The sequence below is a fragment of the Paraburkholderia bengalensis genome (assembly GCF_037126505.1).
GTDB lineage: Bacteria > Pseudomonadota > Gammaproteobacteria > Burkholderiales > Burkholderiaceae > Paraburkholderia > Paraburkholderia bengalensis.
This window is the reverse complement of record NZ_JACFYJ010000001.1, coordinates 286095-310307: the sequence shown is the minus strand read 5'-3', so window position 1 is coordinate 310307 and position 24213 is coordinate 286095. Positions and strand designations below refer to the sequence as shown.

The following is a 24213-nucleotide window of genomic DNA, read 5'->3' as shown; positions in this document are numbered from 1 at the left end:
AGCTTGAGCGGCACAGACGCAGTCGGCGGGCGAGGGCGCTACGGCGTCCAGCGATACACGACGAGGTTCGATCCGTTGTAGTTGTCTTTCGTGACCACGTATTCGCCCGTCGATCGGAGGAACGCGCGCAGTCCGTACATCGAGTCGACGTCGTTGCCCACATCCACCGCGCCGTTGCTCGAATTGATCAGCGTCGTGTCGAGGTGGCCCGTGGTCAGGTTGAATGCGTCGATGTTGGGCACCGTGTGCACGTATCCGACGAACAGGTAATTCCCCGCCGCCGTCATCGACTTCGGGTTGGCGCTGGTGAGGTTGATCACCGGGTCGGGCCGCGTCATGTTGCCCGCGCTCCAGCCGTGGTAGACCTCGATGCGCGAGTTCATCGCCGTCCAGTCCCAACTGCCCGCGATGCCCTGCGCGAGAATCATCGTGTCGGTTTCCGCGAGATAGATGAGGCGCGTGAGGGGCCGGATGCTGAGCGGAATCGGCAACGCGATGCCCGCGCCCCACGTCGGCTTGCCGTATCCGTCAAAGCCCGTCAGCGGATAGTGATAGATGTGATTGGTCCGGTCGAGGCCCGCCCACACGTCGCCCTTGCTGTCGATGCTGAATCCGCCCGTCACGGGGCGCGTGGTGTTGAATGCCGTGCCGGGAAGCGACGCATCGGGAATCGCGATATAGCCCTTCGACGGTTCGAAGTGGAAGAAGTTGAACACGGACGGATTCTGTCCCGACGCGACGAGTATCCGGTTCCCGCCGACGCTGACGAGCTGGCCGAAGTGCTGGCCGCGCTGCGTATCGTTGACGTTCAGGCGCGGATCGGCGGGATAGGCGAACGGATCGACGGTGTTCGCGACGAAGGTGCCGCCTGCCGTGCCCGTGTAGAGGTTCATGCCGCTATAGAACAACGCGCCGTCCGTCGCCGGGTCGGGCGCGGCGGCGGCTTCGAAGTTGAGCGACTGCAGCTTCCATTGCAGATTGCCCGCGCTGTCGTAGGCGTGAATATCGGTGCCGCCATTGCGTCCGAGATCCCAGCCGCCGCCCCACGGATTGTTGAGCACGTACAGCGTGCCGGCTGCATCCTTGCCAATGCCGACGATGCGCGTGAAGCGCTTGTCGCCGACCTGGCCTCGGATTCCCGTCGTGGTGTCGAGATACCCGCCCTGCACGCCGAACGTGCCGGCGAGTTGCGGCGCGCCGGACACGTTGTACATCTTGATGTTCATGTCGGGGCCTTCATCGCCGACCATCAGCAGGCCAGACGATGCATCGAAGTACAACGCCGAAGGCCGCGACGATGCGGGCATCTGGATCGTGTTCAGCAACGCGCCCGCCGGGCTGTACTCGACGATTGCGGCCGCGCTCATGCGCGCCACCCAGAGGTTGCCCGCGCTATCGAGTGCGAGCGCGCCCGGACTCGCGACGCTGATGTCGCTCTGCCATGCGCCGTCCGTCGTGAAGACACGCACGCGATTGCCGAAGAAGTCGCTTGCGTAGAGAAGCGAGCCTGCCGTCGCGAGTCCCGTGATCGCGTCGACGCGGCTGAGCGCGTTCCAGGTGCTGACATTGATGATGAGATCGCGCGTGCGCGTCGCGCGGTTGTATCGGCCCACGCCGCCGCTGCCACGGGGCGTACCCACCTGCATCGCGGCGAAGATCGAGGTTGCGTTGCCTGTGATCGCGCTGCCCTGGAACTCGCTGTTGATGCCGATCGTGCCGATGCTCTGACCTTGCTGGTAGATCGCAACGCCGCCTGAGTTTTCGTCCCACATCGACGCGGTATAGATGACGCCTTCGGGCGCGACCCACATCGAGCGCGCGCCGTTGCCGACATGCGCAGCTTGTGTGCCGTAGGTATTGGCGAGCCAGTCGGTGGTGTATTGCGCATTGCAGGTGCAGGCGACGGCCGCGAGAAGTGTGCCGGAAAGACGTGCGCCAGACAAAAGCGCGCGAAGCCATGTGCGTGGCAGGATCATGCGAGTTGTTCTCCTTGCGTCGAGCGCGCCGGCCGGCACGCGATGCGCCGTATTGCGATGCACGAAATGTTAAGCGCCCATTTATTCAATTGACGGCGGAAAAAAACATTTAAAAAGCGGGGCGTCGATAAATGATGTGGATTGAATCAGCGGCCGTACGAATGCCATTGGATGCAATGCGATGGGCATGCGAAAACCCGGCCGTTCACGAAATGCCGCACTAGAATGAGTTACGGCTGCGCGAACATTCGCGACGATGCGGCTTCGCGCACGCATTCCATTCGTCAGCACAGGAGGACGAGCATGCCGACCTATCAATACCGTTGCGAAAGTTGCGGCGAGAAATTCGAACATGCGGAACACGTCGCGGAGCATGCCACGCTGCAACTGAAGTGCCCGAAGTGCGGCAGCGAAAAGGTGCAGCACGCGCCGACGCCGTTCGTCGCGAAGACATCCCGAAAGAGTTGAGCGCGGCGGATTCGCGCGGCTGGCACGGTCGCCGGCTAACCTGATCGAGGTCGTGATGGCATGGCTTGTCATTCTGCACGGCGCTTACTGGCGCGACGTGTCGCCCGAGGTGTTCAAGGAGCACGGCAAACGGGACGACTGGAGCCAGTTGATATGCAATTCCTTCGACGCGAGCGAAGACATGTGCGAAGTGGAGCATGACGGTGTGAAGATCCTGATTCCGCGCAATACCGTCATCGCCGCCGTGAATCTGCAGGATCGCGAGCAGGGCAGGCGTTTCGGCTCGCCTGTCGGCGAAGGCGACGCGCATTCGTGACGCCGCAGCGCATCTGATCCCCTCCCGCGCCCCGCGCAGGCAGCATCGTGCGAAACGACACGCTGCCCTCAAGCCGATCCGTTTTCAGCCGTTAACCCAGAGAGCAAGGATGCAAAGCTGCACCGCGCTGCCCTCGCGCGACGACCGATCACGGCTGAGTCATGTCCGAGAAAACTTCCATCTTCGATTCATTGCTGGCGACGCCGACGCCCGAGCGGGCCGTCGTCGATCCGTCGGTGCGCGCGGCATTGCTCAGCGCATTGTTCGACAACGCTTGGCCGCTGTTCCTGTCCGGCATGTCGAGTATTTTCGTGGCGGTCGTCGCGTGTTTCCGCCTGCATCAGACGTGGACGGTGCCCTGGCTGATCGCGGAGGTCGCGGTTCTGGCCGCGCGCCTCGCCATCGTGCGCGTGTATGTGGCGCGCAGCCGTCTTTGCGCGCTGCATCCCGCGCCGTGGGCCGCCCGCTACGCACCGTTGGGGCTGATTGCGTGCCTGCTGCTCGGGCTGGGCACGGCGGCGTGTTTCCTGTCGCCCGACAAGGAACTGGCGACCCTCGCCATCATGGTTGCGGCGGGTATTCTCGGCGGTATCGCGTCGCGCAACGCGGCGCTGCCGCGCCTTGCGATCGCGCAGATTTTTCTCGGCACGGCGCCCATCGCCATCGGCGCGCTGATCGCGCCGCACAGCGGCGCGTGGATTCTTCTTCCGCCGCTCGTCGCGTACAACGCGGCGATGGTCTCGGTCGTGCGGCGCCACTACAAGGGACTGGTCGCGCTGATGACGGCCGAGCAGCGCCACGCCGAGCTGGCCGGGCGCTTCGACGCCGCGCTCGCCTACATGCCGCACGGGCTGTGCACCGTCGACGGCGCGGGGAATGTCGTGATCGCGAACCGCCGCACGGCCGAGCTGTTCGGCACGACGGTCGAGATGCTGAAGCTCAATGTCCCGCTGCCGCAATTTATCGGTCACGTGGGCATTGCGCAGTTCGGCGAGACGCTGCACAAGCGGCTGGTCGAGCGCTGCACGGCGTGGCTCGGCGACGAGCGCAGCCCGATGGACCTCGAACTGCAGGATGGGCGCCAGCTGGAACTGACGCGCAACCCGGTGCCCGACGGCAGCGCCGTCATCATCATCGAAGACGTGACGCAGCGGCGTCAGACCGAGGCGCAAATCCTGCATCTCGCGCGCCACGATTCGCTGACGGGCCTGCCGAACCGGCGCGAGCTGCGCGACCGGCTAGAGCGAATCTTGCTGGACCACGCGCGGGGCGCGCCGGCCTCGATTGCGATGATGTATCTGGATCTCGACGGCTTCAAGCAGGTCAACGACCGGCTCGGCCACTGCGCGGGAGACGAGGTGCTGGAGACGGTTGCGACGCGGCTCACGCGCATCCTGAGCCCTGGCGAGCTGGTGGCGCGCCTGGGCGGCGACGAGTTCGCGATCATCGCGGACGAGACCTCGTTGCCGTCCATCGTCGCGCTGGCCCAGCGAGTGATCCGCGATATCGCGCTGCCGTATCACCTGTCGACGGGCGAAGCCGTCAGCATCGGCACCAGCGTCGGCATTGCGCTCGCAGCCAACGACGACTCCGTCGACCGCCTGATCCGCCGCGCCGACCAGGCGCTGTACAGCGCGAAGCAGGCCGGGCGCGGCACGTATCGCGTCGCGAACGCGTAGGCGTCCGCTTGGGGCCGCTTGCGTCGGCGCGGCGCGCCAGACGCGGGTTGAGATGCGCGTTACAGGTAGCTGCAGACGTAGTCGAGCGTTTCGATCACGTCGATATCGAAGCGGCTCTTGCCCGGCACCGAAAACGTGTCGCCTGCGCGATACGTGTTCCATTCGTCGCTGCCGTCGAGGCGGATACGGCATTGGCCCGCCTGCACTTCCATCAGTTCGGGCGCGTCGGTGCCGAAATTCAGCGTGCCCGGCAGGATCACGCCGAGCGTCTTGCGCGTGCCGTCGGGAAACAGCACGGTGTGCGAGACGCACTTGCCGTCGAAATACACGTTGGCTCGTTTGATAACGGAAACCTGATCGAATTGCGTTGCGGCCGTCATGGCGTTTTTCCTTGGGACAGGTGAATGATGGAAGCGGCGCCGGCGATCGTCAGCGCAGGGCGGTCATGATACACGGCGCGCGGCGCCCGCCGCACCTGCTCACGAAGCGTCGACCTTGACGGGGTCCGGCAGCGTCCATGTCTTGTCGAACAGTGGCCGCGCGGGTTGATACGCCCGGAACAGCAATTCGAATTTTTCCCCGCGTTCGGTTGGTATCCAGTTCTTTTCGTGTCCGGCGGGCACATCGGGGCCGAAGAAAATATCGGTAGAGCCGTCGGCGTTTTTCACCATGTCCGTCGACTGCGACGACCGGCTCGCCCGCGTCATGTTCCTGATCAGCGCATGCGTGTCGTGGTCGTAGACGGTGACCGACCAGTACTGGCGGACGGGCGCGTTTTGGGGCACCGTGAGCCGATAGTGGTGGGAGCCGTCGAGCGCGCCGCCGTTCTTGTCTTGCCACGACAGCAGATAAAACTGGCCTTCGCCGAGCCGCTTGATGCCGACGTAGCCCATGGAGTAGACGAGTGCGCGTGCATCGACAGGATAGATGTCGGGCTCGCTGTAGCCCTTCGATGCGTCCTGCACCAATGCCTGCGCTGCCGGCACCACCCAGCGCGCGCCCGGGAAGTACGGCGTATAGGCGCGTTCCAGCTCGTGCGCAATCCAGTCACGCGCGTCGAGCGCGGCCTGGTCGAGCTTCTTGCGGCGCTGTTCATCGGGCGCGAAGGGCTTGCCCTTTTCGATGCCGATCGATTTCAACTGGTCGATCATGACCTTGTCCCGTTCCAGCCACGGCTCGTTCTGGACAATCCGGCTGAGCGACTCGAAGTAGCGGGTGTCGTAGGGAATGGTTGCGTCGAAAAGCTGGTTGGCGGCATCGGTGAATCGCGTGGCGGGCGGATGGGCCGCATCTGCGAGCGCGTACAGCTTGAGCCGTTTGCCATAGGCGACGGCGTTCGCGACGTCTGCTTCGCTGCGGCTGCGCAACGTCGAGCGGATCAGCGCGTAGCCGCTGTACGTGGGCGAGCGAAGCACGATATAGCCCGCAGGCAGCTTGCCCTTGTAGCCGGGCGGAAGAATCAGATACTTGCCGCCCGCTCCCTTGTCCGCTCCTGCGGGGCCAGCGTCTTCGAGCGGCATCTGCCAGATGTCGTCGATGTTGCCTGTGAACGAGCTGTCGCTGGTGGCCGGCGGCACCTCCAGCACGATCGGGGCGTGCTTCGTGTTGAAGAACGGCATCAGGTAGATCGCGTCCGGATTGGGCGTGAGCGTCTGGTTGCGCCAGTCGACGGGGCGCGACCAGTAGACAATTTCGTTTTCTTTCGCGCCCGTCTTGAGGGCGGCTTGCAGCATCAGGTCGGTATTGACGGCGGGCATCGCCCAGATGACGGCCTGGGTGGCGCGGGACGTCATCACCCGGTCTTCGACCGTTTGCGTCTGACCGAACGCCAAGGTCGCGCCGCTCGCCAGCAGCAATGAAGCAAGTACTGTTTTGTTCAACTTTTTTCTCCCTACGGGTTACATCTGCACAAGCTGACCGCTTAGGAACCTTGATTTTCCTGAGGTCGGCAAACGAAGGTTCGGGCACTGGCGATGCGGTGTCATCAGCCGGGTCTGTGCCACGGCATGGCGGCTGCGGCGGGCGGCAGGCCGTGCGCGGGTATGTGGCCGGGAACCGGCCGCGATCCGGTCGCGCCCGGGGGCGAGTCGGGAAATGACATGGTCGTTCTGCGCCGCATGACTGTCTCGCGCCACGCGGATCGAGACGCGCGGGCTCACGCTCGTGTTGCCGGAACGCGCCTGGCCGCGCCGCCGTTACCGATGCACTGAAACACTCCCGAAGTCAATTCGTCGGACCGGCAGATTGGAGCGCTGCATCCGCGTCGGCGGCGCCGTCCCGAACCGGGAGAAACCCTCGGAGCGTTCGATCATCGCGCATCGATGCGCGATGATCGAACATAATGAGGTATCGTTCCCTTGTCATCTAGTGGGGCCGGGCGCTACGCTGCGGTCCATCTGATGACATTCCCATCGTCGTCAGCGTACAAAGCCAGCAATCTTGCACGGGACCAGAGCGAGCCGCTCAAGCGTCGACTCTGGCCTACAGGAGACAACCATGACCGCAGTCCCGGCTCACGAGCCCCAAGGCAAGCACCAGTCAACCAAAGCCGCCGCCAGCGGCTGGATCGGTTCGGCGCTTGAATACTACGATTTCTTCATTTACGCGACGGCCTCGGCGCTGATCTTTCCGCAGATCTTCTTCCCGAAGGGCAACGCGACGACGGCAATCGTCGCGTCGCTGGCCACGTACGGCGTGGGCTATGTGGCGCGGCCGATCGGCGCGTTCGTGCTGGGCCACCTCGGCGATACGCACGGACGCAAGAACGTGCTGTTGGCGTGCATGTTCCTGATGGGTTTCTCGACGATCGGCGTCGGCCTGCTGCCCACGTACGAGCAGGTTGGCGTGCTGGCACCCGTGCTGCTGGTTCTGCTGCGTCTGGTGCAAGGCTTCGCGGTGGCGGGTGAAATTTCCGGCGCCAGTTCGATGATTCTCGAGCACGCGCCGTTCGGCCGGCGCGGCTTCTTCTCCAGCTTCACGCTGCAGGGCGTGCAGGCCGGGCAGATTCTGGCAGCTGCCGTATTCCTGCCGCTTGCCCACTACATGCCCGCCGATCAGTTCAATGCCTGGGGCTGGCGCATTCCGTTCCTGCTGAGCTTCGTGGTGATCATTGCGGGCTGGATCATCCGCCGCAAGGTCGACGAGACGCCCGCCTTCACGGATGCCGAACAGAAGCAGGGCCGCGCCCACTCGCCCGTGGTCGACGCGTTCAAGTACAACGCGCCGAACATGCTGCGCGTCGTCTGCATGGCACTGATGAACGTGATTCCCGTCGTCGCCACCATCTTCGGCGCGGCCTACGCCGTGCAGCCCGCTTACGGCATCGGCTTCGCGAAAGACGTGTATCTGTGGATTCCCGTGGTCGGCAACATCGTCGCGGTGCTGGTGATCCCGTACGTCGGCAACCTGTCCGACAAGATCGGCCGCAAGCCGCCGATCATCGTCGGTTCGCTGCTGTCGGGCCTGCTCGCTTTCGCCTACCTGTACGCGATCAGCATCCACAACGTGCCGCTCGCCTTCGTGATGTCGATCCTGATGTGGGGCGTGGTGTATCAAGGCTATAACGCCGTGTTCCCGAGCTTCTACCCGGAACTCTTCCCGACGCGCACCCGTGTCTCGGCCATGGCGATTGCGCAGAACATCGGCACGGCGATCACCGCGATGCTGCCCGCGCTGTTCACGGCAGTCGCGCCCCCGGGATCGCAGAACATCTGGCTGACGGTCGGTGGCCTCGCTTTCGCGATCACCGTGGTCGCCGCGCTGGCCGCGATGAGCGCCCGTGAAACCTACCGCGTTCACATGGACGATCTGGGCGCGCCCGACGCGATCCCCGTCGACAAGAGCGAGTACGACCGCTTGCGCGCCGCAGCATTCGCACACTGAACGGAACCGCTGTTTTTAAGAGCACCGCTGACCATGATTTCTGGAAAGACCACCCTGATCGCGCACATCGGTTATCCGACTGAGAGCTTCAAGTCGCCGATGATCTATAACCCGTGGTTCGAGCAGAAGGGCATCGACGCCGTCGTCGTGCCGATGGGCGTGAAGCAGGAAGACTACGGGCAGAGCTTCGAGTCGATCTTCCGCTTCACGAATCTGCGCGGGGCGCTGATCACGATGCCGCACAAGGTGACGACCGTCGGACTCGTCGACGAAGTCACGCCCGCCGTGCACATCGCGGGCGCCTGCAACGCGGTGCTCAAGCGTCCCGACGGCTCGCTGCTCGGCGATCAGTTCGACGGCGCGGGCTTCGTGCGCGGCGTGCTGCGCAAGGGGCGTCAGCTGAAGGGCGCCCGCGTGCTGGTGTCGGGCTCGGGCGGTGTCGGCTCGGCGATCGCCGCTTCGCTGGCGGCAGCGGGTGTCGGCGAACTGGCACTCTTCGACACGCGCAACGAATCGGCCGAAGGGCTCGCGCAGCGGCTGCGCCAGCACTACCCGGCGTTGACGGTCAGCACGGGGTCGAATGATCCCGCTGGCTTCGACGTCGTCGTGAACGCGACGCCGCTCGGCATGAAAGAGGGCGACCCGCTGCCGTTCGACGTCACGCGCATTTCGCCCGGATGCTTCGTCGGCGAAGTCGTAATGAAGTCCGAGTACACGCCGTTCTTGCGCGCCGCGCGCGAGAAGGGCTGCGAGGTGCAGGTCGGCACCGACATGCTGTTCGAGATGATCCCCGCCTATCTGGAGTTCTTCGGCTTCGGAACCGCGACGCCCGAAGAACTGCGCGACGCGGCCACCATCGCGTACTGAGCGTGCTTCCCCGGTCCGGACCTGATCGCGTGCTTCGTCGACGGAGCGCGCGATTCGCCCTTCCGTCACGGCCATCGCCTTTATCGCGTTCGGCGGGTTCGTGACGCTTATCACGCCGATCGAACGCAACCAGATTCGTCTCCTGGACAGCTTCGCATGATTCGCCGTGGCGCCCTGAGCTTTGCGTTTCTCCTGCCGTTTCTGCTCGCGGCACAACCTGTCGCAACCGATAGCTACCTGCCCGCGCTGCCCGAGATCGCTGCATCGCTCGGCTCGGCCAGCTCGAGTCTCACGGTGTTCGCGCTAGCGTTCGGCGTCGGCCAGCTGCCGATGGGCAGTCTCGCCGACCGCTATGGACGGCGGCCCGTGCTGCTCGCCGGTCTCGGCGCCTACACGATCGCCGCGCTGGCGGGCGCGCTCGCCGTGGACGCGTCGATGCTGACGACGGCGCGCGCGTTCCAGGGGCTCGCGATGGCCGCGATTCTGGTGTGTTCGCGCGCGGCCGTGCGCGATCTGTACCCCGCGAGCGACGGTCCGCACGTGATGGCGCGCGGGCTCACGGGGCTCGGCGCGACGGCGCTGACGGCGCCCATCATCGGCGCGTTCGTCGCGCAGCATGCGGGCTGGCGTTGGGTGCTCGCGGGCATGAGCCTGTATGCGCTCGCGCTGTTCGCGGCATGCTGGCGCAGCTTCGACGAAACCATCCAGCCGTCGGAAGGCGTGCAAGCCTCCGCCGGAAGCGTCCGGGAAATTTTCGGCAGCGCGGCGTTCAGGGCGTGGGCGCTGCTGGCCGCGGTCACATACAGCGGCATGTTCTGCTTTCTGCTGCTCTCGCCGATGGTGTACATCGGCTATCTCGGCTTGTCGCCGCAGCTTTACGGCTGGATACCCGCGGGCGGATCGGCGGTGTACATGCTGAGCACGATGGGGTGCCGGCATCTGCTGTATCGCCAGGGCGTGCTGCTGACGGTGCAGCAGGGTGCCGTGCTGAGCCTGTCGGGCGCGGTGATCCAGGCGCTGGGCTGCTGGCTGCTGCCGGGCAGCGCGTGGCCGCTGCTGCTCGGCCACGGCGTCTACTGCCTCGGGCACGGCATTCATCAGCCTTGCGGACAGGCGGGCGCCGTCGGCGGACTGCCGCGGCTGGCGGGGCGCGCGGTGTCGTGGTCCGGTTTCATCATGATGTGCGCGGCGTTCTGCATGGGGCAGACGGCGGCGTCGTTCGTCGATCCGCAATATCGTTTCGGCGCGTGGCCGATGGTCGTGCCGATGCTGGTGGCGGGATCATTGATCGTGGCGATCGCCTTCGTGTGGCTGCCGAGGCTCGGGCATTCGGCGCGCGTCGAGGCGCACGCCGCGCCGGTTTCCGCCGGATCGAAATAGGCCGTGCAGCGCGGACACGACGCGCAGCAGGATGTGTCTGTTCAGCCGACGACAGCCACGATATTGACCGTCCCCTGGCGGGCCATTTTCGCGTATGGGCACAGACGCTCGGCGTTTCGAACCAGCTCTTCGGCGACATGGCGCTCGACACCCGGCATCCGCACGCGCACGTCGATGAGCAGCGCGTAGCCGCCGTCCATCGGATCACGGCCGAACGACACCTGCACTTCGACGGCGATATCGTTGAGTTCCATCTTCGCGCGCTTGCCGAGCAGGTTCAGCGCGCCATGGAAACAGCCCGCGAATCCCGCCGCAAAGAGCTGCTCCGGATTAGTCCCGTTGCCGGGTCCGCCGAACTCATGCGGCAGGCGCAGATTGACGAGCAGATTGCCGTCGTCCGAGCGCGCCACGCCGGATGCGCGCCCATGCCCCGTCTCGCCGCCCGAAACGGTCACGGTCGTCGTGTACAACGGGGCGAACTCGCGGCCGCGGTATCGGTCGAGCAGGGAAAGCGGGGGCGCTTGCAGTTTGTCGTTGTCCATGTTGTGGTCCGGCTTGCGGGCGCCGATGTTGCGAACGCATTCGGCACCCGTACTCATGCTACGTGACAAAAACTCGCGGGAGTAGTCGCGTTCTGGGGCTCACCGTGTTTCCGTAATGACGCCAATCCGCGCTGAGTGTCCATGCAATGGCGATGCCTGGCGCGGCGTCAGGAAGCGGTCTCATACCGCCCGGTTGTGTCCTACACTACGGAAGCCAGCTGCAAGCACGCTTGCCAAGCGCACGCGGGGCGCGCTTCTCCGCTCGCCTCCATTGCTCGTTGCCGACTGTCCCCGGATGGCGTAATCGCCCCAGCAACGACCGTGCCGTGTACGAAGGCGCTGGCCTGAAGCCTGGCCGTCCGGGCATGCCTGCGTCCTCTGTGGGAGCATCGATGGATCAAACAGATGCATTGCAGCATGGTTTTCGCGTTGGCTTGCCGAATCCCGCTGACGCCTTGTCCACCTGTTTTTCGACCAGCTACGCAGGCATCATCGCGTTCATGGCGGTCGCCACGGAAGGCAGCTTCGCCAAGGCAGGCGAACGCCTCGGCATTGGGCGTTCGGCGGTGAGCCGGAATGTGCAGAAGCTCGAATCGCAGTTGAGCACGCGTCTTTTTCTTCGCACGACCCGCTCGACGCATCTGACCCGTGAAGGCGAGCGTTTCTTCGAAAACTGCAATCAGGGCGTCACGCATATCGTCGATGCGATGAACGACATGCTGGACCTTCGACAGGGCCCGCCGCAGGGCCTGCTGCGCATCTGCTCGACGGTCGGGTTCGGGCGCAACGTGGTGGCGCCGCTGCTCGCGCATTTCGCCGATCAGTACCCGGATATCGCCGTCGATCTGCTGCTCGACGACAAGCCCGCCGATTTCGCCGCCGAGCAGATCGACGTCGCCTTCCGCGATGGCTGCATCGAAGATTCCAGCATCATCGCAAAGCAGCTGATTCCGATGCAAATGGTGCTGTGCGCCTCGCCGCTTTATGCCGAAAAATACGGCCTGCCCGTGACGCTCGACGATTTGAACGCTCATCAATGCATCAATTACCGGCTTTCGGGCGGGCGCGTGTTCGAGTGGGAGTTCAAGGTCGACGGTCGCATGCGAAAGTATCTGCCGACGGCGCGAATGACGTTCAACGATGCCGACCTGGTGCTGCACGCTGTACTGGAAGGACGCGGAATCGCGCAGTTGCCGGGCTATCAGATTGCCCGTCACATTGCACGCAACGAACTCGTCATGGTGTTGCGCGGCCACGTGCCGGACGATCGGGGCCACTACATCTGCTACCTGTGCCGGCAGCATTTGCCATCGCGCATTCGCGTGTTCGTCGATTTCATGACCGAGCAGATTCGCGCGCTCGATCTGCTTTGCCTGGGCGATTTCTACATGGACGCTTCCGCAAGCGAGCATCACGCCTAGCTGACGCGCCCGCGAGCCGCCATTGGTGCGCGCGCGGAAACGGTGAGTGTTCCTTCGCATAGCTACCCACGCGCGAATGCGGCGCCTACCATGCAGGCATGTCGACGCAGACCCTCACGCGGGCGACGCGTCGAAGCTGTTCGTGGAGGACATCATGCTTCGTCTCGCGCCGCTGTGGGTGTTGGCCGGCTGGATTGCGCTGGTCGCCGTCAACGTCGGGCTGGCGCTCGCCGTGTCGTTCAGCGGCGCGCTTTGAATGCCGCGCGCGCTTGAACAGATCGTTTGATCAGATCGTTTGAACGTATCGTTCGGACGTCTCGCGATTCGTCGCTCAAAAAGTGTGATCGGCCAGCACCCGCGCCACTGTCCCGAGCGAGCGTCTGAGCGTATCGAGATCGACCGAACCGAGCGCCAGGCGAATAGCGTGAGGCACATGCGCCGACGTCGAAAAGGGCTGCGCCGTCGAAACCGCGATCCGCTCGCGCATCAACGCCATCGCGATCGCGTCCGCGCGCACTTCCTGTGCGAGCGCAAGCCAAGTGAAGTACGACGCAGGGTGCCCGATCCGCTTGATCCCGCCTAACGCTTCGGCCGCGATTTGCTGACGCAATCGCGCATCGTGTCGCTTGTCGTTCTCGAGCCGCTCGACGGTGCCGTCTTCGAGCCAGCCGCACGCGATGGCCGTCATCGTCGCGGGCGTGTTCCACGTCGTCGCGCGGATCATCCGTTCGAGGCGCGCAATGCATTCGCCCGGCGCGGCGACGAAGCCGACGCGCAGGCCCGTCGCGACGCTCTTCGACAGGCTCGACACATAGACCGTCGTCTCCGGCGCGAGCGACGCCAGAGGTGGCGGCGCGCCTTCGGCAAGGAACGCGTAGGCGGCATCCTCGATGACGAGCAGTCCATGCCGACGTGCAAGCGCGACGAGTTCGCGCCGCCGCGTCGCGCTCATCACCCAGCCGAGCGGATTGTGCAAGGTCGGCATCGTGTAGACCGCGCGCACCCGCCGTCGCTTGCAGAGAGTGGCGAGCGCGTCCAGATCGGGGCCCTGTCCCGCGGCCGGGATCGGTGCGAGTTCGAGCCGTGCGGCCTCGGCGGCGAGCTTGAAGCCGGGATAGGTCAGGGCGTCCACTGCGACGACGTCGCCGGGTTCGAGCAACGACATCGCGACTGTCGTCAGCCCGTGCTGCGCGCCGCTGACGATCAGCACGGTCGCGGTTGTCGCGGCGGTCACGCCCCGCCTGGCGAGGTGCCGCGCTACCGTCTCGCGTTCATGCTCGCGCCCGCCGTGCGGCTGATATCGCAACAGCGCGTCCAGTTCGCCGGCGGCGGCAAGCTGGCGCAGCGCTGTCCTGAGCAGGTCGGCCTGGCCGGGCGTCGACGGATTGTTGAAGCTCAGGTCGATCGTGTTGGCGCTCCATGCCTGCAAGTCGACGCCCTGGCCGCGCGGCAGAGGCTCCCTGACGAACGTGCCGCGGCCCGTTTCGCCGCTCACCAGCCCCATCTCCTGCAACTGCGCATACACGCGCGTGGCCGTGACGAGCGCGAGACCCTCGCGGGCGGCGAGTTCGCGGTGCGTCGGCAGACGCGTGCCCGGACGCAGGCGGCCTGCGCGGATATCGGCTGCGAGACGGTCGACCAGTTGCTTGTAGCGGGCTTCGGCCATACGGCAATGTATCCATGACAATTATTTGATTGTATTGATTGTCAGTCCTACCATGGGCCAGTTCAAGCTTTGCAACAAGCTCTGCAACAAGCCTGCAACAAGCCCTGCCACCGCACGAGGACGCCATGCACATCGCCATCCTGACATTCGACGGCTTCAACGAGCTCGATTCGCTGATCGCGCTCAACATCCTCAACCGCGTCAAACAGCCCGGCTGGCGCGTTTCGATCGCGAGCCCGACGCTGCGGGTGGTGTCGATGAACGGCCTGGCCGTGGAATCGCACGCAACGTTGCAGGACGCCTGCAATGCCGACGCCGTGCTGATCGGCAGCGGCATCCGGACGCGCGATGTCGTCGCCGATGCCGCGCTGATGTCGCAACTGAGGTTCGATCCCGCGCGCCAGCTGCTCGGCGCGCAATGCTCGGGCACGCTGATCCTCGCCAGGCTGGGCCTGCTGGACGGCGTCCCCGCCTGCACGGACGTCACGACGAAACCGTGGGTCGAAGAAGCCGGAGTCGCGGTGCTCAACCAGCCGTTCGTCGCGAAGGGCAACGTCGCCACGTCGGGCGGATGTCTGTCGTCGCAATATCTGGCCGCGTGGCTCATCGCGCGTCTGGTGGGCGTCGACGCGGCGCGCAGCGCGATTCACTACGTCGCGCCCGTCGGCGAAAAAGACACCTACGTGACACGCGCGATGACGAATATCGCGCCGTATCTTGCAGCGGACGGCGCCGGAGGCCCTGGCGCCGCGCCGCTCGTCGAGTCAGTACGGTAGGACGGGTTTTTTCGGCATCAGGAACGGGATTTGCGCAGTGGAGTCGCCTTGTCCAACAAGGTCGTCATTGTCTCCCGCGCGAGTCGTACATTCGTCAGATCAGCGGGAGCACCGGAGCCATCCCGACATGATCACGCCAGGTCCACACGTTGCACAGGCGTCGCCCGCTGCGCGCATACGCGGACGGCGCGCGCTGGAGCTAGCCGGATATTCGGGCAAGCCCATCGGTCTGCTGCTGCGCTATGTCGGCCGGCATCCGATAGCGCACGCGCTGGTGCTGGCGAGCATCGTCGCCGCTGTCGGCTGCTCGCTGGCGTCGCAGTTCGCGATCAGGAATCTGATCGACGCACTGCCCGGCGGCCGCGCGCATCCCGCTCAGGTCATCCACGCGTTTCTCTTGATCGTCGTGCTGCTGTTCGCCGACAACCTGTTCTGGCGTGTCGCGGGATGGGCGAGCGTGCGCACGTTCGTCGAGGTGACGGGGGACGTGCGCCGCGAACTGTTCGGCTATCTGGTAGGGCATTCGCCGGGCTATTTCTCGAATGTGCAGCCCGGCACGCTGGCGAGCCGCATCTCCGCAACGGCAAATGCCGTCTTCACGATGGAAAATCTGTCGGCGTGGAGCGCGCTGCCGCCGTTTCTGTCGGTGGTGGGCGCCGTCGTGCTGATCGGCCTGGTAAGCGTGTGGATGGCGTTGGCGCTCGTCGGCATCGCCGCCTGCATGACCGCGTTTCTGTTCTGGCTCGCGAGTAAGGGCGGCGAGCGCCATATGGGCTTCGCTTCGCGCGCCGCCTCTGTCGACGGGGAGCTGGTCGACGTGATCGGCAATATGTCGACGGTCAGAACGTTTGTCGCGACCGCGCGCGAATGCCTGCGCTTCGGTTCGTATCTGGACGACGAAATGGCCTCGCGCAAGGCGAGCTTGCGGTTCCTCGAAAAGCTGCGGCTGCTGCATGCCGCGATGACGGTGGTGCTCTCATGCTGCCTGCTCGGATGGGTGCTGTGGCTATGGACGCAGGGGCGGGCGACGACAGGCGACGTGGTGCTCGTCAGCTCGCTCGGCTTCGCGATCCTGCACGGCACGCGCGACCTCGCCGTGGCGTGCGTGGACATGATCCAGCACGTCGCGCGGCTCGCCGAAGCGGCGCAATCGCTGCTCGTGCCGCGCGAAATGGAAGAGCGCATCGGCGTGCCGTTGCTGCAGGTCCGCGACGCGAATATCGATTTCGAGAACATCACGTTCTCGTATCCCGGGCGGCGTCGCGTACTCGATCACTTCAGCCTGCATATCGACGCCGGTCAGCGGGTCGGTCTCGTCGGTCCTTCGGGCGCGGGCAAGTCCACCGTGCTCGCGCTGCTGCAGCGATCGTTCGATCCGCAGCCGGGCGCGGGCGCCGTGTGCATTTCGGGGCAGCGCCTGAGCGATATCAGCCTGAACAGCCTGCACAACGTCATCGCCGTCGTGCCGCAGGACATCTCGCTGTTTAACCGCTCGCTGCTCGACAATCTGCGCTATGGCCGTCCCGACGCGACTGAAGAACAGGTGCTGCGCGCCTGCGAGCACGCGCACTGCCTCGATCTGATCCGCGGCTTGCCAGAGGGTTTGCAAACCATCGTCGGGGAGCGCGGCACGCGGCTTTCGGGCGGCCAGCGGCAGCGCATCGCGATCGCGCGTGCGTTCCTGAAAGACGCGCCGATCCTGCTGCTCGACGAGGCCACGTCGGCCCTCGACAGCGCATCGGAAGCCGCGATCCAGCATGCCCTCGAAAAGCTGATGAAGGGGCGCACGGTGGTGGCCATCGCGCACCGCCTGTCGACCTTGCAGAACTTCGATCGCATCGTCGTGATCCAGCATGGCCGGCTTGTCGACGACGGCTCGCCGCAAGAGCTGGCGCGCCGGCCCGGCATCTATCGCGACGTGCTGTTGCGGCGGGAGCGCCGCATGTCCGCCTGATTCACGCCTGATTCACGCGTGATATACGCCCGTATTGCGGAAGCCGCGCGATGCCGATGCATCCCGAAGAACCGGAAGACCTGCAAACGCTGAAGGAGGTATTGCAATGAACGCTCGAACTTCGGCGCGACTGCAGCGTGAGGCGCTGTTGCGGGAGCGCATGGCCGTTTCGCGCGATCAGCTGCTGGCGGAACGCGCCGCGCTGCTGCTCGAAGACGCCCGCAGGCCGTCACTGCCCGCGCGCCTGCATGAGCTGTATTCGACCGCGCCCAATGTGACCATGCTGACGGCCTTCGCGCTGGGCATGCTCGTCATCGGGCCGCGCAGGGTCGTGTCGGTGGTGGTGCGAAACGGGCTCATCGGCTGGCTGGGCAAAACGGTGCGCCGCGCTGCGGGCCGCTGACTGCGCTCGTCAATACCGATTCGTTTCTTCATAAAACGCGAACGGGTTGTGATTGGCTTCGTAGAAGCGGCCGTGCGGTTCGAGATCGGCGCGGCGCATCGACGCCGGGAGTTGCTCGATATGCGCGTTGGAATCGGCGGCGACATCGGCGGCGACATCGGCGGTGAAAAGGTTAGCCAGCTTGCTTGCGAGTTTGGCGTACATGACGCTTTCTCCTCTGACATGTGACGGGCGTGTGCCTGTCGATGGAGTCAGCGTAACGATCGACACTTATCGAAGAATTATGGGTCTCGCCGGGCGGGCGCGCGGCGACGCTCGCGCACGGCGATCACGCGTTGATGCGCGACGGCATAGATCGCCGATGTGTCGGCGCTCTGGTTGACGACGAACCCGCCCGTGAACGCGCCGAACGCGGGCAGCACGCCACAGTGCGGGCCGAAGCGGAAGCAGGGCACGCGCACGGCGTCCGAGCGGCTCGCGATCACGTAGACGGGATGCTCGTGGCCCGCGAGCACGTACGCGCCTTCGATGGCCTGCGGGTAATGGCACAACGCCCACGGCCCATGCAGCCACGGTTCGAGCACGGTCTCGATGCCGAGCGACGGCGGCAGCGTTCCCGCATGCCGGTCGTGATTGCCTTCGACCATCACGATACGCACCGACGCATGCCGCGCACGCCATTCGGCAAGAGCGTCGATCGTCTCGCTGGCGAGCGACGCGCGGCCATGCAGCAGATCGCCGAGAAACACGATCGATCGCGGCTCGTGCGCGGCGATCAGCATATCGAGCCGCGCGAGATCGCCGGCCGTCGCGCCTGCGGGCACGGGCACGCCGTGCGCGCGGAACACGGCGTCCTTGCCGAAGTGGGCATCGGCGACGAACAGGCTCTGATGTTGCGGGTCGAACGCCGCGCGCTGCGCGCTCAGTTGCAGCGGATGGCCAGCCGCATCGATGGTCAAGGTGCCCAATGCCATCAGCGCGTCGCCTTGTCGAGTTCGGCGAGCATGCGCTCGATGCGGTCGGCGAGCTTCTCCGTGCTGACCTTCTCGCGTATGCGTCCGACGATCAGCGGAAACGCGAACGGCGTCGGCTTTTTCGGCTGCATCAACGCGAGACGGCTCGCGTTCATCGTATCGAGCGCGCGCTGGATGCGGCTGAGTTCGAGTTCCTGCAACATCACCTCGGTGTCGGCTTGCGTGAGCAGCAGGTTGCTGCTGTCGTGCTTGCGAAGGACTTCGTAGAACAGACCGCTCGACGCCTGCAATTGCCGCGCGCTTTTAGGTTGCCCAGGATGCGCCTGATAGACGAGCCCCGCGACGCGCGCAATCTCGCGAAAGCGCCGCATCGCCAGTTCGGATGCGTTCAGGCTGTCCATGATGTCGCCCGCGAGACGTGTCGACGAAAAGAGGCCTTCGCCGATCAGCGCGGCCCAGTCGAACGGCTGCGACGACAGCAGCTCGAAGCCGTAGTCGTTCGCGGAGATCGAGAACGTGCCTGGCCGGTCGCGCGCCGCGCGCCAGCCGAACAGCGACGCGAGCCCGATATGCGCGATGCGCCCCGCGAACGGATAACAGAAGAAGTGATGGCCTTCGCGCGAGCGCAGCACCTCGACGACCAGCCGTCCCGCTTCCGGCAACGCCGACCAGCTTGCCTGCAACTCCAGCAACGGGCGCACCGCGATCATCTCGGGTTCCACGTAGACGCCGCTGTCGGCTTGCGCCAGCATCGCGAGCGTGGCGTCCGCGAGTTCGGACGAGAGCGGCATCTTGCTGCCCGCCCATTGCGGCATCGCGCCTCGCGACGAACTCGCGCGCCGCACGTAGGCCGTCATCTCGCGCACGCGCACGAGTTCGAGCACGCGGCCGCCGAACGTGAACACATCGCCGGGCTTCAGACGCGAGATGAACGATTCCTCCATCGAGCCGATCCGTCCTCCCGTGAGCCACGCGACGTGCAGCGTCGCATTGGCCACGATGGTGCCGACGTTGTTGCGATGGCGCCGGATCAGATCCTCGCGCTCGACGCGATACACGCCGTCCGCATCGCGCGCGACACGGTGAAAGTCGGGGTAAGCGCGCAGCGACGTGCCGCCGCGCTCGACAAACGCCAATGCCCAGTCGAACTCCTGCTGCGTGAGGTCGCGATATGCGAAGGTCGTGCGCACTTCGTCGAACAGATCGGCTGCGTCGAAGCCGCCGCCGATTGCAACGGTGACGAGATGCTGGACCAGCACGTCGAACGGCTTGCGCGGCGTGTCGCGGCCTTCGATGCGGCGCGCCTCGACTGCGCGCCGCGCGGCGGCCGCTTCGACGAGTTCCAGCGCGTGAGTCGGCACGATCGTGATGCGCGACGCGCGGCCCGGCGCGTGGCCCGAGCGTCCCGCGCGCTGCATCAAGCGCGCGACGCCTTTGGGCGAGCCGATCTGGAACACGCGCTCGACAGGCAGAAAGTCGACGCCGAGATCGAGACTCGACGTGCAGACGACCGCCTTCAGCTTGCCGCTTTTCAGGCCGTCCTCGACCCACTCGCGCACTTCCTGCGCGAGCGAGCCGTGATGGAGCGCAAGCAGCCCGGCCCAGTCCGGGCGCCGTTCGAGCAACGCGCGGTACCAGATTTCGGCCTGCGAACGCGTGTTGGTGAACACGAGCGACGTGCGCGCTTCGTCGATGCCTGCCGCGACGGGACCGACCTGACGCGTGCCGAGATGGCCGCCCCACGGAAAGCGCTCGATGGTGTCGGGAATCAGCGTGTCGATGACCAGCGTTTTCGGCTGCATGCCGCGTACGGAAACGCGCGGCGTGTGTACGGGCGCGAGCAGCACGTCGGCGGCGAAGTCGAGGTTGCCGAGCGTCGCCGACAATCCCCACACCTGCAGATCGCGACGCCAGCGCGCGAGCCGCGCGATCGCGAGCTGCGCCTGCGTGCCGCGCTTGTTGCCGAGCAGCTCATGCCATTCATCGACGACGACGAGCCGCACATGCTTCAGCTCGTCGCGGGCATCGCTGCGCGTGAGCATCAGCGACAGGCTTTCCGGCGTCGTGACGAGCGCGCTGGGCAGGCGCCGGCTTTGGCGCGCGCGTTCGGCGGAACTCGTGTCGCCCGTGCGCAGCCCCACGGTCCACGGCACCGCGAGCTCGCGCGCCGAACTCTGCAGGGCGCGCGCCGTGTCGGCGGCAAGCGCGCGCATCGGCGTGATCCACAGCACCGTCAGCGGATCGGCGAATGCACGCGGCGCGTGATCGCCGAACACGGCCAGCGCGCCGAACCATACGGCCCAGGTCTTGCCGGCACCCGTCGTCGCGTGCAGCAGGCCGCTGGCGCCCGCCGCGATTTCCTGCCAGACGTGGCGCTGAAAGTCGAAGGGCTGCCAGCCGCGTGCGTCGAACCATTGCTGCGCGCGGGCGCCGAACGGCACGTTGGCCGCTTCGGCATCGGGCTGGTACGTCGCCGACGCGAACGCTTCGCGCGCGGGCTCGGCGCGGGCTTTGGGTATGCGGCGCGGACGGGGCGCGCGCGTGCGCGGCGTGCCGGCGGTGGCGTCGCTCGCGGCTTCGCCAGCGGTGTCCTTGTCCGCGTCCTTGCCGCGGGCGGTCTGAGCCTCGGCTGGATGGCGCTCGGGGTCGGTCGGATCGGTCATGAGACGGCAGGCGTGGCAGACGCGCGGAATCGCCGCGTTGCGCGCGGCGATTTGCGTTGCGTAGCATCGCGCGTGCCTGGCCGGGCGGCGCGTTCGGCGCGAACGACGCGCGAATCCGGGCAGACACGGGCGCGATGCCGCCGCGCCGCGCGCGAACTTACAACGAAGCGTTCTGCGGGAACAGCGCGCGACGCGTTTCCTCGTCGAAGTCGGCCTTTAGCGTGAGCTTGTCCTTCAGGGCCTGCGCGCGGATCGCGGCGGGACGTGCCGAAATCTCATCCACCAGGCGCTTGACGTGCGGATAGTCGCTCAGCCCCTTGTCGCCGAGGATGTAGCCCGCGAAGTTCGCCCAGCCCCACAGCGCCATGTCGGCGATCGTGTACGTATTGCCGGCGAGATACGTCGAGACGGCGAGGCGCTCGTCGATTACGCGATAGTGGCGCTCTACTTCCTTCAGGTAGCGATTGCGCGCATAGGCAATCGCTTCGGGCGCGTGGTGCAGGAAGTGCACGGCCTGGCCCGAGAACGGCGAGAGCCCCGTGCCGACCAGCATCAGCCACGACAGCATCGCGCCGCGCTCCGCGGCCGACTGCGGCACGAAGCGCCGATGCTTGTCGGCGAGATGCAGCAGGATCGCGTGCGAGTCGAACACGGTCACGCCCTCGTCGACGATGGCCGGCACCTTGGCGTTCGGATTGATCGCACGGAATGCCGACTGATGTTGCTCGCCCTTGAAGGTATCGACGGCGATCAGTTCGTAGGGCGCGCCCAGTTCTTCGAGCAGCAGCGCGGTTTTCATGGGATTGGGCGACGGATGGAAATAGAACTTCATGGTGTGTCCTCCGGGGTTGGAAAAGTGTGGCGGGTTCGATCGAAGCGCGTGGCGGGCGGTGTCGACGGCGTCGGCGTCACCTTCACGTCAACGGGCGGGCGGCAGGAAGCGCACAAGCGCGTCCGTCACGGCGGCAGGCTGCTCTTCGGCGACCCAGTGGCCCGAGCCCTGCACGTTGACGGCCTCGACATTCGTGGCGACGTGTCGCAGGTGATCGCCGATGATCGGCCCGAAGCTACCCGCGCCGCCGATGCCGAGCACAGGCATCGTCAGCTTTGTTCTGGCAAATGCCTGGTTGGCCTGCGCGTCCTGTGGAAATGCGCGGTAGTACTCGAAGCCCGCGCGCAACGCACCCGGCATCGCGTATTCGCGCGCATAGATTTCTTCCGCTTCGCTGGTGAAGGCGCGCGCGTTGACCGCTTCGGAGTTGTGGAACCACTTCAGGTATTCGAGTTCGTGGCCGGCGATCAGCATTTCGGGCACGTCCTGCACGGCGTAAAAGCGGAAGTGCCACGTACGCGGCATCTGCACGATCTGATCCCACGGTTCAATGCCCGGCAGCGGCACGTCGACTATCGCGAGCGCGCGCACTTCGGCCGGGTGCTGCGCCGCGTACGCATACGCGACCATTCCACCGAGGTCGTGTCCGACCAGATCGATCTGCGGACCGAGATTCAACTGCGCGACGAGCGCGCGGATATCGTTGGCGACGTTGGCCTTGTCATACCCTGTCGCGGGTTTCGACGTGTCGCCGAGGCCGCGCAGATCGGGTGCGAGCACCGTATAGCCGCGCGCGACCAGTTGCGGCATCACGTAACGCCACATGTACGACGTGGAGGCCCAGCCGTGCAGCAGCACGACGGGCGTGCTGCCCGGCTTGCCCTGCGCGAGCAGGTAGTGATAGCGCACGCCGTTCACGTCAGCCTTGCCGTCCTCGATCTTCGACGTCGCGGCAGCGATGGCGGCCGATGTCGCGGGCAGATAGGTGTCCGGCGTCGCGGCGTGCGCGTGCTGCACTGCAGCCATCAAGGCAATCGACGCGGCGAGCAGGGCGGAAACACCAATATTTCGCATGGGGTTTGCAATCCTGTTGAGCGGGTGAGGTGCGGCGCGGCGCACCGAATGGAAGTGATAGTAGGCAGGCGCGAGCCCATTGACGTACGCGTTCGCCGATGAACTCGTTCGATGAGCCTGGACGTGTCGGGGCGGGACGTTGTCGGCGCAGCCGGTGTCGGAGGAGGGGATCGTTTCTTGCTGGTTGATCTTGCCGGCTGGTCGTTAGCGACGAACTTGCACGATCGGTTCGATCAAAGCGGGCCGGGAGGAACCGAAATAAAAAAAAGCCCGCGCGAAGCGGGCCAAGAAAAACACATCTGCGTCTCTTGACGAAAGGAAGCCGTGCAGCAGGCGTGCTTCCTTCTTTTTTTCGTCTTCGTTCAATCGTAAAGCACGGCGGCGATCTTCGGATCGGTCATATTCGTCTTGTCGTACCAGTAGAAACCGGTGTCGACTTTCTTCGGCAACTTCTCGCCGTGCAATGCCTTCACAGCCGAATCGACCACGCATTTGCCGATGCCCACCGGGTTTTGCGTAATCGCGCCCGCCATCAGGCCCGACATGATGTCATCTTTCTGTTCCTTGCCCGAGTCGTAGCCGATCAGCACCAGCTTCTTGCCGGATTCCTTCACGCCGATAGCCGCGCCTTCCGCCGAACCTTCGTTCGCGCCGAAGATGCCCTTGATGTTCGGGTTCGCCTGAATCATCGCCTTTGCTATTTCCGCTGACTTCAGGTGATCGCCAGCACCGTATTGCACGGACACGATCTTGACGTTCGGATGCTTGGACTTCATTTCATTCAGGAAGCCGTCGCGCCGGTCGATGCCCGTGCGGCTCGTCTGGTCGTGCACGATGACGCCGACTTCGCCCGCGTTGCCGATCATCTCCGCCATCTTGTCGGCGGCGAGCGCGGCGGCGGCGAGGTTGTCCGTCGCGCAGGTGGTCAGCGGAATATCGCTGTCGACGCCCGAGTCGAATGCGATCACGGGAATCTTGCTGGACTGCGCGCGCTTGAGCAGTGGAATCGCGGCCTTGCTGTCGAGCGCGGCGATACCGAGCGCCTGCGGTTTTTTGGCGAGCGCCGCCGACAACATGTCGATCTGCTTGTCGACCATCGCTTCCGTTTCAGGGCCCTCGAACGTGATGCGGACGTTGTGCTCCTTCGCCGATTGCTCCGCGCCCGATTTCACCGCTTGCCAGAACTGATGCTGGAAGCCTTTCGAAATAAGGGGTATGTACGGTTCATCGGCAAATGCCAGACTGCTTGCGCCCGCCAGCGCGCCGACTCCGATCGCGATACTGAGTAGTCTTCTTGTCAACATGGGGTATCTCCTCCTAAGGTAGGCCTTGGTCCTCCA

At 65.3% G+C, this 24213-nt stretch carries 22 protein-coding genes; 11 read left to right on the top strand and 11 right to left on the bottom strand.

Features of this window, described 5'->3' with window-relative positions:
* Nucleotides 1–38: 38 nt before the first annotated feature.
* Nucleotides 39–1976, bottom strand: a complete 1938-nt coding sequence (locus H3V53_RS01420; RefSeq protein WP_336596377.1) for an SMP-30/gluconolactonase/LRE family protein — start codon at nt 1974–1976, stop codon at nt 39–41.
* 303 nt (nt 1977–2279) lie between these two features.
* Between H3V53_RS01420 and H3V53_RS01415 the strand changes: the two genes are divergently transcribed.
* The 3 genes from H3V53_RS01415 (at nt 2280) to H3V53_RS01405 (ending at nt 4439) form a co-directional block, all read left to right on the top strand.
* On the top strand, nt 2280–2444 hold the full coding sequence (locus tag H3V53_RS01415; protein ID WP_054926132.1) for an FmdB family zinc ribbon protein: 165 nt from the start codon (nt 2280–2282) through the stop codon (nt 2442–2444).
* Between the two features lie 55 nt (nt 2445–2499).
* Nucleotides 2500–2760, top strand: a complete 261-nt coding sequence (locus H3V53_RS01410) for a hypothetical protein (protein WP_054926128.1) — start codon at nt 2500–2502, stop codon at nt 2758–2760.
* 161 nt (nt 2761–2921) lie between these two features.
* Nucleotides 2922–4439, top strand: a complete 1518-nt coding sequence (locus tag H3V53_RS01405) for a diguanylate cyclase domain-containing protein (protein ID WP_336596376.1) — start codon at nt 2922–2924, stop codon at nt 4437–4439.
* 59 nt (nt 4440–4498) lie between these two features.
* Here H3V53_RS01405 and ppnP read toward each other — a convergent pair whose 3' ends face one another.
* On the bottom strand, nt 4499–4819 hold the full coding sequence (ppnP, locus tag H3V53_RS01400) for a pyrimidine/purine nucleoside phosphorylase (RefSeq protein ID WP_054926126.1): 321 nt from the start codon (nt 4817–4819) through the stop codon (nt 4499–4501).
* A gap of 99 nt (nt 4820–4918) precedes the next feature.
* Complete coding sequence (locus H3V53_RS01395; RefSeq protein WP_336596375.1) at nt 4919–6319, bottom strand: DUF1254 domain-containing protein; 1401 nt, start codon at nt 6317–6319, stop codon at nt 4919–4921.
* 616 nt (nt 6320–6935) lie between these two features.
* On the opposite strand from H3V53_RS01395, the gene H3V53_RS01390 reads away from it, so the two are divergent.
* The 3 genes from H3V53_RS01390 (at nt 6936) to H3V53_RS01380 (ending at nt 10568) form a co-directional block, all read left to right on the top strand.
* Nucleotides 6936–8321, top strand: a complete 1386-nt coding sequence (locus H3V53_RS01390) for an MFS transporter (protein ID WP_336596374.1) — start codon at nt 6936–6938, stop codon at nt 8319–8321.
* Between the two features lie 33 nt (nt 8322–8354).
* Nucleotides 8355–9188 (top strand): shikimate dehydrogenase family protein, encoded by an 834-nt coding sequence (locus H3V53_RS01385; RefSeq protein WP_336596373.1) that lies wholly within the window; start codon nt 8355–8357, stop codon nt 9186–9188.
* Nucleotides 9189–9344: 156 nt separating this feature from the next.
* Nucleotides 9345–10568, top strand: coding sequence for an MFS transporter (locus tag H3V53_RS01380; protein WP_336596372.1), 1224 nt, complete (start codon nt 9345–9347; stop codon nt 10566–10568).
* 41 nt (nt 10569–10609) lie between these two features.
* Here the strand turns inward: H3V53_RS01380 and H3V53_RS01375 are convergent, their stop codons facing one another.
* Nucleotides 10610–11110 carry an Ohr family peroxiredoxin gene (locus H3V53_RS01375; protein ID WP_054926120.1) on the bottom strand — a complete coding sequence of 167 codons (501 nt, stop codon included), beginning with the start codon at nt 11108–11110 and terminating at the stop codon, nt 10610–10612.
* A gap of 392 nt (nt 11111–11502) precedes the next feature.
* Between H3V53_RS01375 and H3V53_RS01370 the strand changes: the two genes are divergently transcribed.
* On the top strand, nt 11503–12531 hold the full coding sequence (locus H3V53_RS01370; RefSeq protein WP_336596371.1) for a LysR family transcriptional regulator: 1029 nt from the start codon (nt 11503–11505) through the stop codon (nt 12529–12531).
* A 331-nt stretch (nt 12532–12862) separates the two neighbouring features.
* Here the strand turns inward: H3V53_RS01370 and H3V53_RS01365 are convergent, their stop codons facing one another.
* Complete coding sequence (locus H3V53_RS01365) at nt 12863–14197, bottom strand: aminotransferase-like domain-containing protein (protein ID WP_336596370.1); 1335 nt, start codon at nt 14195–14197, stop codon at nt 12863–12865.
* 125 nt (nt 14198–14322) lie between these two features.
* On the opposite strand from H3V53_RS01365, the gene H3V53_RS01360 reads away from it, so the two are divergent.
* The 3 genes from H3V53_RS01360 (at nt 14323) to H3V53_RS01350 (ending at nt 17330) form a co-directional block, all read left to right on the top strand.
* Complete coding sequence (locus H3V53_RS01360) at nt 14323–14973, top strand: DJ-1/PfpI family protein (RefSeq protein ID WP_336596369.1); 651 nt, start codon at nt 14323–14325, stop codon at nt 14971–14973.
* Nucleotides 14974–15100: 127 nt separating this feature from the next.
* The gene (locus H3V53_RS01355) at nt 15101–16927 is read left to right on the top strand and encodes an ABC transporter ATP-binding protein (protein WP_336596368.1); all 1827 of its coding nucleotides are present in this window, start codon (nt 15101–15103) and stop codon (nt 16925–16927) included.
* A gap of 106 nt (nt 16928–17033) precedes the next feature.
* Nucleotides 17034–17330 carry a hypothetical protein gene (locus H3V53_RS01350; RefSeq protein ID WP_336596367.1) on the top strand — a complete coding sequence of 99 codons (297 nt, stop codon included), beginning with the start codon at nt 17034–17036 and terminating at the stop codon, nt 17328–17330.
* Between the two features lie 9 nt (nt 17331–17339).
* On the opposite strand, the gene H3V53_RS01345 is transcribed toward H3V53_RS01350, so the two are convergent.
* The 5 genes from H3V53_RS01345 to H3V53_RS01325 form a co-directional block, all read right to left on the bottom strand.
* Nucleotides 17340–17534, bottom strand: a complete 195-nt coding sequence (locus tag H3V53_RS01345; protein WP_336596366.1) for a hypothetical protein — start codon at nt 17532–17534, stop codon at nt 17340–17342.
* A gap of 77 nt (nt 17535–17611) precedes the next feature.
* On the bottom strand, nt 17612–18304 hold the full coding sequence (gene pdeM / locus H3V53_RS01340) for a ligase-associated DNA damage response endonuclease PdeM (RefSeq protein WP_336596365.1): 693 nt from the start codon (nt 18302–18304) through the stop codon (nt 17612–17614).
* Nucleotides 18304–20967 carry a ligase-associated DNA damage response DEXH box helicase gene (locus tag H3V53_RS01335; RefSeq protein ID WP_336596364.1) on the bottom strand — a complete coding sequence of 888 codons (2664 nt, stop codon included), beginning with the start codon at nt 20965–20967 and terminating at the stop codon, nt 18304–18306. The genes pdeM and H3V53_RS01335 overlap by 1 nt, the downstream gene beginning before the upstream one ends.
* 157 nt (nt 20968–21124) lie before the next feature.
* Nucleotides 21125–21799, bottom strand: a complete 675-nt coding sequence (locus H3V53_RS01330) for a glutathione S-transferase family protein (RefSeq protein WP_336596363.1) — start codon at nt 21797–21799, stop codon at nt 21125–21127.
* A gap of 87 nt (nt 21800–21886) precedes the next feature.
* On the bottom strand, nt 21887–22873 hold the full coding sequence (locus H3V53_RS01325) for an alpha/beta fold hydrolase (RefSeq protein ID WP_336596362.1): 987 nt from the start codon (nt 22871–22873) through the stop codon (nt 21887–21889).
* Between the two features lie 111 nt (nt 22874–22984).
* Here H3V53_RS01325 and H3V53_RS01320 point away from each other — a divergent pair, with 111 nt between their 5' ends.
* Nucleotides 22985–23185, top strand: coding sequence for a hypothetical protein (locus tag H3V53_RS01320; protein ID WP_336596361.1), 201 nt, complete (start codon nt 22985–22987; stop codon nt 23183–23185).
* Between the two features lie 50 nt (nt 23186–23235).
* Here the strand turns inward: H3V53_RS01320 and H3V53_RS01315 are convergent, their stop codons facing one another.
* Complete coding sequence (locus H3V53_RS01315; RefSeq protein WP_336596360.1) at nt 23236–24177, bottom strand: ABC transporter substrate-binding protein; 942 nt, start codon at nt 24175–24177, stop codon at nt 23236–23238.
* Nucleotides 24178–24213: the final 36 nt, after the last annotated feature.

What these genes read in the sequence shown, in the direction of transcription:
- H3V53_RS01405 (WP_336596376.1), top strand. Translation starts at nt 2,922, where the DNA reads ATGTCCGAGAAAACTTCCATCTTCGATTCATTGCTGGCGACGCCGACG.
- H3V53_RS01335 (WP_336596364.1), bottom strand. Translation starts at nt 20,967, where the DNA reads ATGACCGATCCGACCGACCCCGAGCGCCATCCAGCCGAGGCTCAGACC.
- H3V53_RS01420 (WP_336596377.1), bottom strand. Translation starts at nt 1,976, where the DNA reads ATGATCCTGCCACGCACATGGCTTCGCGCGCTTTTGTCTGGCGCACGT.
- H3V53_RS01375 (WP_054926120.1), bottom strand. Translation starts at nt 11,110, where the DNA reads ATGGACAACGACAAACTGCAAGCGCCCCCGCTTTCCCTGCTCGACCGA.
- H3V53_RS01385 (WP_336596373.1), top strand. Translation starts at nt 8,355, where the DNA reads ATGATTTCTGGAAAGACCACCCTGATCGCGCACATCGGTTATCCGACT.
- H3V53_RS01415 (WP_054926132.1), top strand. Translation starts at nt 2,280, where the DNA reads ATGCCGACCTATCAATACCGTTGCGAAAGTTGCGGCGAGAAATTCGAA.
- H3V53_RS01365 (WP_336596370.1), bottom strand. Translation starts at nt 14,197, where the DNA reads ATGGCCGAAGCCCGCTACAAGCAACTGGTCGACCGTCTCGCAGCCGAT.
- H3V53_RS01370 (WP_336596371.1), top strand. Translation starts at nt 11,503, where the DNA reads ATGGATCAAACAGATGCATTGCAGCATGGTTTTCGCGTTGGCTTGCCG.
- pdeM (WP_336596365.1), bottom strand. Translation starts at nt 18,304, where the DNA reads ATGGCATTGGGCACCTTGACCATCGATGCGGCTGGCCATCCGCTGCAA.
- H3V53_RS01350 (WP_336596367.1), top strand. Translation starts at nt 17,034, where the DNA reads ATGAACGCTCGAACTTCGGCGCGACTGCAGCGTGAGGCGCTGTTGCGG.
- H3V53_RS01315 (WP_336596360.1), bottom strand. Translation starts at nt 24,177, where the DNA reads ATGTTGACAAGAAGACTACTCAGTATCGCGATCGGAGTCGGCGCGCTG.
- H3V53_RS01380 (WP_336596372.1), top strand. Translation starts at nt 9,345, where the DNA reads ATGATTCGCCGTGGCGCCCTGAGCTTTGCGTTTCTCCTGCCGTTTCTG.
- H3V53_RS01325 (WP_336596362.1), bottom strand. Translation starts at nt 22,873, where the DNA reads ATGCGAAATATTGGTGTTTCCGCCCTGCTCGCCGCGTCGATTGCCTTG.
- H3V53_RS01360 (WP_336596369.1), top strand. Translation starts at nt 14,323, where the DNA reads ATGCACATCGCCATCCTGACATTCGACGGCTTCAACGAGCTCGATTCG.
- H3V53_RS01320 (WP_336596361.1), top strand. Translation starts at nt 22,985, where the DNA reads ATGAGCCTGGACGTGTCGGGGCGGGACGTTGTCGGCGCAGCCGGTGTC.
- H3V53_RS01390 (WP_336596374.1), top strand. Translation starts at nt 6,936, where the DNA reads ATGACCGCAGTCCCGGCTCACGAGCCCCAAGGCAAGCACCAGTCAACC.
- ppnP (WP_054926126.1), bottom strand. Translation starts at nt 4,819, where the DNA reads ATGACGGCCGCAACGCAATTCGATCAGGTTTCCGTTATCAAACGAGCC.
- H3V53_RS01355 (WP_336596368.1), top strand. Translation starts at nt 15,101, where the DNA reads ATGATCACGCCAGGTCCACACGTTGCACAGGCGTCGCCCGCTGCGCGC.
- H3V53_RS01410 (WP_054926128.1), top strand. Translation starts at nt 2,500, where the DNA reads ATGGCATGGCTTGTCATTCTGCACGGCGCTTACTGGCGCGACGTGTCG.
- H3V53_RS01330 (WP_336596363.1), bottom strand. Translation starts at nt 21,799, where the DNA reads ATGAAGTTCTATTTCCATCCGTCGCCCAATCCCATGAAAACCGCGCTG.
- H3V53_RS01345 (WP_336596366.1), bottom strand. Translation starts at nt 17,534, where the DNA reads ATGTACGCCAAACTCGCAAGCAAGCTGGCTAACCTTTTCACCGCCGAT.